This is a genomic window from Phenylobacterium sp. CCH9-H3, assembly GCF_001557235.1.
Classification (GTDB): Bacteria; Pseudomonadota; Alphaproteobacteria; order Caulobacterales; family Caulobacteraceae; genus Phenylobacterium.
In genome coordinates this window covers 1-6,934 of the sequence record NZ_LSJI01000259.1, presented here as the reverse complement: position 1 = coordinate 6,934, position 6,934 = coordinate 1, and the positions used below count along the sequence as shown (strand labels likewise).

At 73.1% G+C, this 6,934-nt stretch carries 3 protein-coding genes and 1 pseudogene; 3 read left to right on the top strand and 1 reads right to left on the bottom strand.

Features of this window, described 5'->3' with window-relative positions; all coding sequences use genetic code 11:
- The 3 genes from AX721_RS22740 to AX721_RS22730 all read left to right on the top strand — a co-directional run.
- The coding region (locus tag AX721_RS22740) for a FecR domain-containing protein (RefSeq protein WP_068878250.1) at nucleotides 1-953 on the top strand (953 nt) is incomplete at its 5' end.
- Nucleotides 954-1,118: 165 nt separating this feature from the next.
- Nucleotides 1,119-4,175: a TonB-dependent receptor gene (locus AX721_RS22735; RefSeq protein ID WP_068878249.1), complete on the top strand. Its 3,057-nt coding sequence runs from the start codon at nucleotides 1,119-1,121 to the stop codon at nucleotides 4,173-4,175.
- 4 nt (nucleotides 4,176-4,179) lie between these two features.
- On the top strand, nucleotides 4,180-6,732 hold the full coding sequence (locus AX721_RS22730; RefSeq protein ID WP_068878248.1) for a prolyl oligopeptidase family serine peptidase: 2,553 nt from the start codon (nucleotides 4,180-4,182) through the stop codon (nucleotides 6,730-6,732).
- Here AX721_RS22730 and AX721_RS28125 read toward each other — a convergent pair.
- A pseudogene (locus tag AX721_RS28125) lies at nucleotides 6,623-6,934 on the bottom strand (asparagine synthase); the annotation flags it as partial. The gene AX721_RS22730 and the pseudogene AX721_RS28125 sit on opposite strands and share 110 nt — an antisense overlap.

The following is a 6,934-nucleotide window of genomic DNA, read 5'->3' as shown; positions in this document are numbered from 1 at the left end:
ACGAAACCCTCCTCAAGGAGGCCGCCGCCTGGTTCTCGCGGCTCAACACCCGGTCGGTCTCCTCCGCCACCCTCGAGGAGTTTCGGACCTGGCGGCAGGCGCCGGGCCGGCGCGACGCCTATGCCGAGGTCGAGCGCGCCTGGCGCCGCTCGAGCGTCCTCGACGGCGACGCCGCCATGAACGCCGCGGTGGCCGATGCGCTCAGCCGCGGCCGCGGCGCCGGAGCCCGTCCGCGCGCTGTCGCGGTCGCCGTCGCGCTCTCGCTGATCCTGGCGCTGGGCGTGGGCTTCGCCGTCTGGACCCAGGTCTCGGGGGAAACCCTGACCACCCGCGTGGGCGAGCAACGCCTGGTGGTTCTCGAGGACGGCTCGCGGGTCCGGCTCGACACCGACACGCGCCTCTCCGCGCGCATGGACGGCCAGCAACGCCGCGTGCGCCTGCTCAAGGGCCAGGCCTTCTTCGAGGTCGCCCACGATCCCTCACGCCCCTTCCTGGTCGACGCCGCAGGCGCCCAGGTGCGCGCCATCGGCACCCGCTTCGACGTCCGGCGCGACGCCGAGCACGTCCGCGTCACCCTGGTCCAGGGCGTCGTCGAGGTGCGCCGGCCCTCCGAACCCGCCCGACCGGCCGTGCGGCTGACGCCCGGCCAGCAGATCATCGCCAACAGCCGCCTTGGAGCGCCCCAGCGCGTCGATCTCGAGGCCGCGACCAGCTGGACCGACGGGCGGATCATCTTCCATGCGGTGCCGCTACGCGTCGCCATCGCCGAGGTGAACCGCTACAGCCGCCGCAAGATCACCCTGGAGGCGCCGGAGCTGGGCGATGAAGTCGTCTCCGGCGCCTTCGACAGCGGAGACGTCGAGGCCTTCGTCCTGGCGGTCAGCCATCTGCACGGCCTGCGCGCCGAGCCTCAGGGCGAGGACGTGATCATGCTCAAGCCCCCGAGGGGTTGAACCGACCGCAAAAAAATTGTCACACGGCTCCAGGGTCGGCCCGGGGCCCCAGCGTCTACCGCTCAGACCCCGATCCAACAGTCTTTGTCCGTCTCCGGGCGCGTCGGTGTCTGAGGGGGAACACCGTCGCTCATGTCCTGTCGCTCGCCATCTTCATGCCTTTGCTTGACCACCTCGACCCTCGCCCTGGTCCTGGCCGCCGCCCCAGCCGTCGCCGCCCAGGCGCCCGCCGCCGAGGCCGAGGTGAACTTCAACATCGAGGCCGGCCCGCTCGACGCGGCCCTCATGGCCTTCGTCACCCAGTCCCACGTCCAGCTCATCTACAAGGCTGACACCGTCCGCGGACACAGCGTCAGCGCGCTGCGGGCCCGGCTGCGTCCCCGCGACGCCCTCGCCCGTCTGCTGGCCGGCGCCGGCATCGAGGCCCAGGACGCCGGCGGCGGCACGATCGTGCTGAAACCGCGCGGCGCGGCGCCAGGCCCCGGCGACACCGCGGCCTCCCCCGCCGCCGCGCAAGCCCAGGCCCTTGCCGAGGTCCCACCGGCCCTCCCCGGCGCCCCCGCTGAGTCTTCCGGCGTTCGGCCCGCCGAGGCTGGAAACGCCCCAATCCAGCTCAGCGAGGTCGTCGTCACCGGCAGCCTGATCCGTGGGCCAGGCGCCGGCGCCTCCCCCATCGTGGCGATCTCGCGCGAGCAGATCGACGCCAGCGGCCGCGCCACCCTCGCCGAGCTGCTGGCCGACCTGCCGCAGAACTACGGCGGAACCAGCACCCCGGTCACCAGCCTGACCGGCGCCGACCGGCTCGGCACCAACAGCGTCGTCTCCCAGGGCGTCAATCTGCGCGGCCTGGGCGCCTCGGCCACCCTCGTCCTGGTCAATGGCCGGCGCATGGCCGGCACCGGCCTCAAGGGCGACTTCGCCGACGTCTCGGCGATCCCGACCGCCGCCATCGCCCGCGTCGAGGTGCTGCTGGACGGAGCCTCGGCCCTCTACGGCTCGGACGCCGTGGGCGGCGTGGTCAATATCATCCTGCGCGACGACTTCGACGGCGCGGAGACCCGCGCGCGCCTGGGGGCCGCCGCGGGCGGCGTCGGCGAGCGCCAGGTCGGTCAGACCTTCGGCCGCACCTGGACGAGCGGCCATGCGCTGGTCACCTACGAATACTACCGCCGCGACGCACTCGGCGCCGACAAGCGCCCGTTCACGGCCAGCGCGGACCTTCGGCCATTCGGCGGAACCGATCACCGCCAGTTCTACAGCCATCCCGGCAACATCATGAAACTCGACCCCGCCACCGGCGCCGTCGTACCGGGCTGGGCGATCCCGGTCAGCCAGGCCGGGACCGGCCTGACCGCGTCGAGCTTCCTCGCCGGCCAGGTGAACCTGGAGAACCTCCGTCAGCAGACCGACATCCTCCCCGAGCAGTCGCGCAACTCGGTCTATGCGAGCCTCGGCCAGGAACTGGGCGAACGGCTCGAACTCACCGCCGAGGCGCGCTACAGCCACCGCGAGTTCGCCTACGCTTCGCCCGGCTCCGTCGCCTTGATCACCGTGAACCGCGCCAACCCCTTCTTCGTGTCCCCGAACGGCGCGAGCTCCAACCAGATCGCCTACGATTTCACCGACGAACTCGGCCCGTTGCGCTCGACCGGCGCCTCCGAGAGCCTGGGCCTCTCGGCCGGCGCGGAGGCCAGGCTGGGCCAGACCTGGCGCGCCGAGGCCTACGGCGCCTATGCGCGGGAACTCAACCGGCGCTCCAACCTCGGACGCCTCGACACCCAGTTCCTCAAGGAGGCCCTGGGCACGGTCGCCGACGATCCGACCACAAGCTTCAGCGCGGCCCGCGACGGCTTCTTCAACCCCTATGGGGACGGGGCCGCCAACAGCCGGGCCGTGCTCGACTTCATCGGCAGCGGCTACGTCAAGACCCGCTACGAGAACCAGGTCAGCGCGTTCAATTTCAAGGCCGACGGCACGGTGCTCACCCTGCCGGGCGGACCGCTCAAGGCCGCGTTCGGCGCCCAGGTGCGGCGTGAACGCTTCCAGACCCGCAACATCAGCCTGGTCTCCAGGGCCACGCCCACCACGACCATCGAGGGCCCCTACGAGCGCACGGTGAGCGCGGGCTTCCTGGAGGTCCGCATCCCGCTGGTGGGACCCGACAACGCCCTGCCCGGGGTGAGGCGGCTGGAGCTGTCGGCCGCCGGACGCATCGAGCGTTATGACGACGTCGGGACCAGCCGCAATCCGAAGCTTGGCCTGATCTGGGCCCCGGCCGACGACCTGACGCTGCGCGCCAGCTACGGGACCTCGTTCCGCGCGCCGGCCCTGTCTGAAGTCTTCGAGCTACAGGACGTGGGGCCGGGGATCCTGCCCTATGGCGCCAGCCAGAGGCTCGTGCTGCTGCGCGTCGGCGGCAACCTCAACCTCAAGCCCGAAACCGCCCGCTCCTGGACCGCCGGCTTCGACTATCAACCCGCGGCCGCGCCGGGCCTGAAGCTGAGCGGGACCTGGTTCGACACCCGGTTCACCGGCCAGATCGCCCAGCCGGTGAGCGACGACGTCTTCAACGCCCTGACCAACCCCATCTATGCCTCCTTCATCCGGCCCGTGGTCGCGACCAATCCGGCGGACCTGGCCCTGGTGAAGGGCCTGCTGGCGCAATCGACCTCCTCCAACGCCGGCCTGTTCCCGGCCGAGGCCTATACGGCGATCGTCGACGCCCGCTATCTCAACACCGGCGGGCTGGAGGTGCGCGGCGTCGATCTCACCGCCCGATGGGGCGTGGACCTGGGCGCCGATCGGATCGACCTGTCGGCCAACGCCACCTACCTCATCGACTACCGGCGACAGGTGACCCCCACCGCCCCCGCCGTCGAGCTGGCCGGGACGCCAGGCCGGCCCGCAAGACGACGGGCCCAGGCCCAGGTCGGCTGGACCCACGGCGACGTCGGCGCGAGCCTGGCGGTGAACTATCTCGACGGCGCCAAGGCCGCGAGCGGACCGTCCATCGCCAGTTGGACCACCGCCGACCTGCAGCTCCGCTGGCGGCCCACGGCCACGAGCGGCCTGCAACAGGACCTCGAACTGGCCGTGTCCGTGCGCAACCTCTTCGACACCGATCCGCCCTTCTACGACGCGCCGCAGGGCGTCGGCTTCGACCCGGCCAACGCCGATCCCCTCGGGCGCTTCGCCTCGGTTCAGCTCACCAAGCGCTGGTAAGCCGATGCGCCGCCCGGCTCGCCACGCCCTGGACGGGGCGCGGGCGTTGGCCGTCGTCCTCGTCCTGGGGTCGGCGCCGGCCCTGGCCCGGCCCTTCACCGTGGACGACATGCTGCGGCTGGAGCGTCTCGACCAGATGGAGATCACCCCGGACGGCCGTCACCTGATCCTCCAGACCGAGGCGGCCTACGACACCGCCCCGCGGTTCGACGGCGACGGCTACGGGCCACCCCTGCTCGGCCGGATCAAGATCGCCGAGGTGGCGCGCCCCGGCGTCGCGCGCGACCTGATGACGCCCGAGCCGGGCGCCGGCTATGTGGCCGGCCCGGTCTCGCCCTCCGGCCGCGCCATGGCGGTGCAGCGGTTCTCCGGAGGGGTCTGGGACACCGGGGTCGTGGATCTCGCCAGCGGCCGGACGCGCTGGCTCGGCCTGCCGACCGACGCGGCGGTCTATGGCCGCAGCCTTCAATGGCGATCGGAAACCCAGCTGGTGGCGATCGTGCTGGCCCGGGGCGACCTGCCGCTTCACATGCGCACCCTGCGCCAGACCACCGAACGGCTCGCCGCCCAGTGGCGCGCCGCCGCCGAGGGACGGACGCCGACCGCCACCCGGGTCGGCAGCGGACGGGAGCTTTCAGCGTGGCCGGCGCGGCCGCCTCGCCGACTGGCGGAGATCGATCTGCGCACGCGTCAGGTCCGCACCTTGGCGCAGGGCGACTTCCACGACCTCGAACTGTCGCCCGACGGCCGTCATCTGGCGGCCGTGGCCGAAGCGGACCCCCTGCCTTCGCCGACCGCCGAGCCCCTGCGGGTCGGCACGGCGGCCCGCCGCCGCGTCCTCAGCCTCATCGACCTGGGGTCGGGCCAGGTCTCGTGGCCCCTCGGCGACGGGGACGTCCTGCCCCAGCTGCTCGCCTGGTCGCAGGACGGCGACCAGTTGCTGGTCTTCGCCCGCCCCGCTGGGCGGCCCTGGGCCGAGGGCGAGCTGCTGCAGGTCGAGGCCGCGGCCGGCGCGCTCCGGCGACCCGCGGCCGGACGGGTCACGCCTGATCTGACCTATGACGAGGAGGGGCTGGCGGTCGTCCGTGCGGACTGGCTGGCCGGGCGGCCGATCCTCTACGGCCGCGCGACGGGGCGATCGTCGGACCGGGCCGATTGGTTTCGCCTGGCCGACGCCGGCGCGGTCAATCTCACCGCCGGCCTGCCGGCCGCGCCGGCCAAGCCGGCCGCGATCGGCCGGGGCGGCCTCGCCTTCGTCGGCGGCGGCCGTATCGATTGGGTGGACGCCTCCGGTCGCCTCCGCCCGCTGAGCGTCGGCGCCGGCGCGCGCGCCCTGAGTCCGCGAAGGCTGGGCGAAGGCGCCCGCTTCGCGGTCAACGCGGCGCCGCGCCAGGAGGCCGTCTGGACCGCCTACGACGACCAGGTGCTGCGGCTCGCCGCCGACGGGTCGAAGCTTCGGTTCGCCCTTGCGGCCGGTGATCTGCCGATGGCGACCTCGGCCAACGGCCTCGCCGTTCGATCCCGCGACGATCGCGGGGTGGAGGTTGTGCGCCTGGTCGCCGCCGCCGGGGACGACCGCGTCGTCCTGACCGTCAACGCCCGACTGGCCGAGGTCGATGCGCTGCGTGTGCGGCCGATCCAGCACGCCGGGCCGGGGGGGACGCTCCTGACCAGCTGGCTCTACCTGCCGTCTGGACCCGCGACGGGAGCGGCCCCGCCGCTCATCGTCCTGCCCTATCCGGGGTCCGTCTATCCGAACCCGCCCGGCCGTTATGCGCCCAACGCCCTGGTCTTCACCCCCAATGCGCGGCTGCTCACCGCCCACGGCTTCGCGGTCCTGGCGCCCAGCCTGCCGCGCGCCCAGGCGCCGGGCGAGCCGGCCGCTGGCCTCGCCGACGCGATCCTGGCGGCCGTCGAGGCGGTGACGCGCCAGGGCCTGGCCGACCCGGATCGCATCGCCCTCTGGGGCCACAGCTTCGGGGGCTACGGCGCCCTGGTGACGGCGACCCAGACCGGTCGGTTCAGGGCCATCGTCGCCCAGGCCGCCAAGACCGATCTCGCCTCGGGCTGGGGCGAGTTGCCCCTGCACTTCCGCGCGGTCCCCGAGGATGGCCCCGCCGTCAATCTCTCGGCCGGCTGGTCGGAGGCCGGGCAAGGCGGGCTTGGCGCGCCGCCCTGGTCCGATCCGGACCGCTATCTTCGCAACAGTCCCCTCTTCGCCGCCGACCGCATCCACACGCCGCTCTTCCTGATCCACGGCGACCTGGATTTCGTCTCCATGGCCCAGGCCGAGGCGATGTTCGCCGCGCTCTATCGGCAGGGCAAGGACGCCGTGCTGATGACCTTGATCGGCGAAGGCCACCTGCCCGCCAGCCCGGCCAATGTCCGAGAGATCTATGCCCAGGTGCTTCCCTGGCTGGACCGGGCCTTGGCGACCCGCCCGCCCGCTACGCCGGCGGACCGCCCCGGGCCGCCGCCAGGCGGTCCTGCCAATGGCGCAGCCATCGTTCCGCGGCCACAAGCTGCAGAAGCGCGCCATAGTCCCCCCGCCAGATGAGATGCTCTGGCGTCAGCATGGCCTCCAGCACCCCCCGGTCGAGCAGCCCGGCCGCGGCCGCCCGGCCCTCCAGCAGGAACGGCCGTAGCGCCGGCAGGCTGCGCGCCAGCACGCGGCCGTAATAGGCGGTCAGGTCGCCCTTGGAGCGGCGCTCCGTCACAGCGGCGGGCAGGCGCGCGGCGAAGGCCGATCGGGCCAGCGC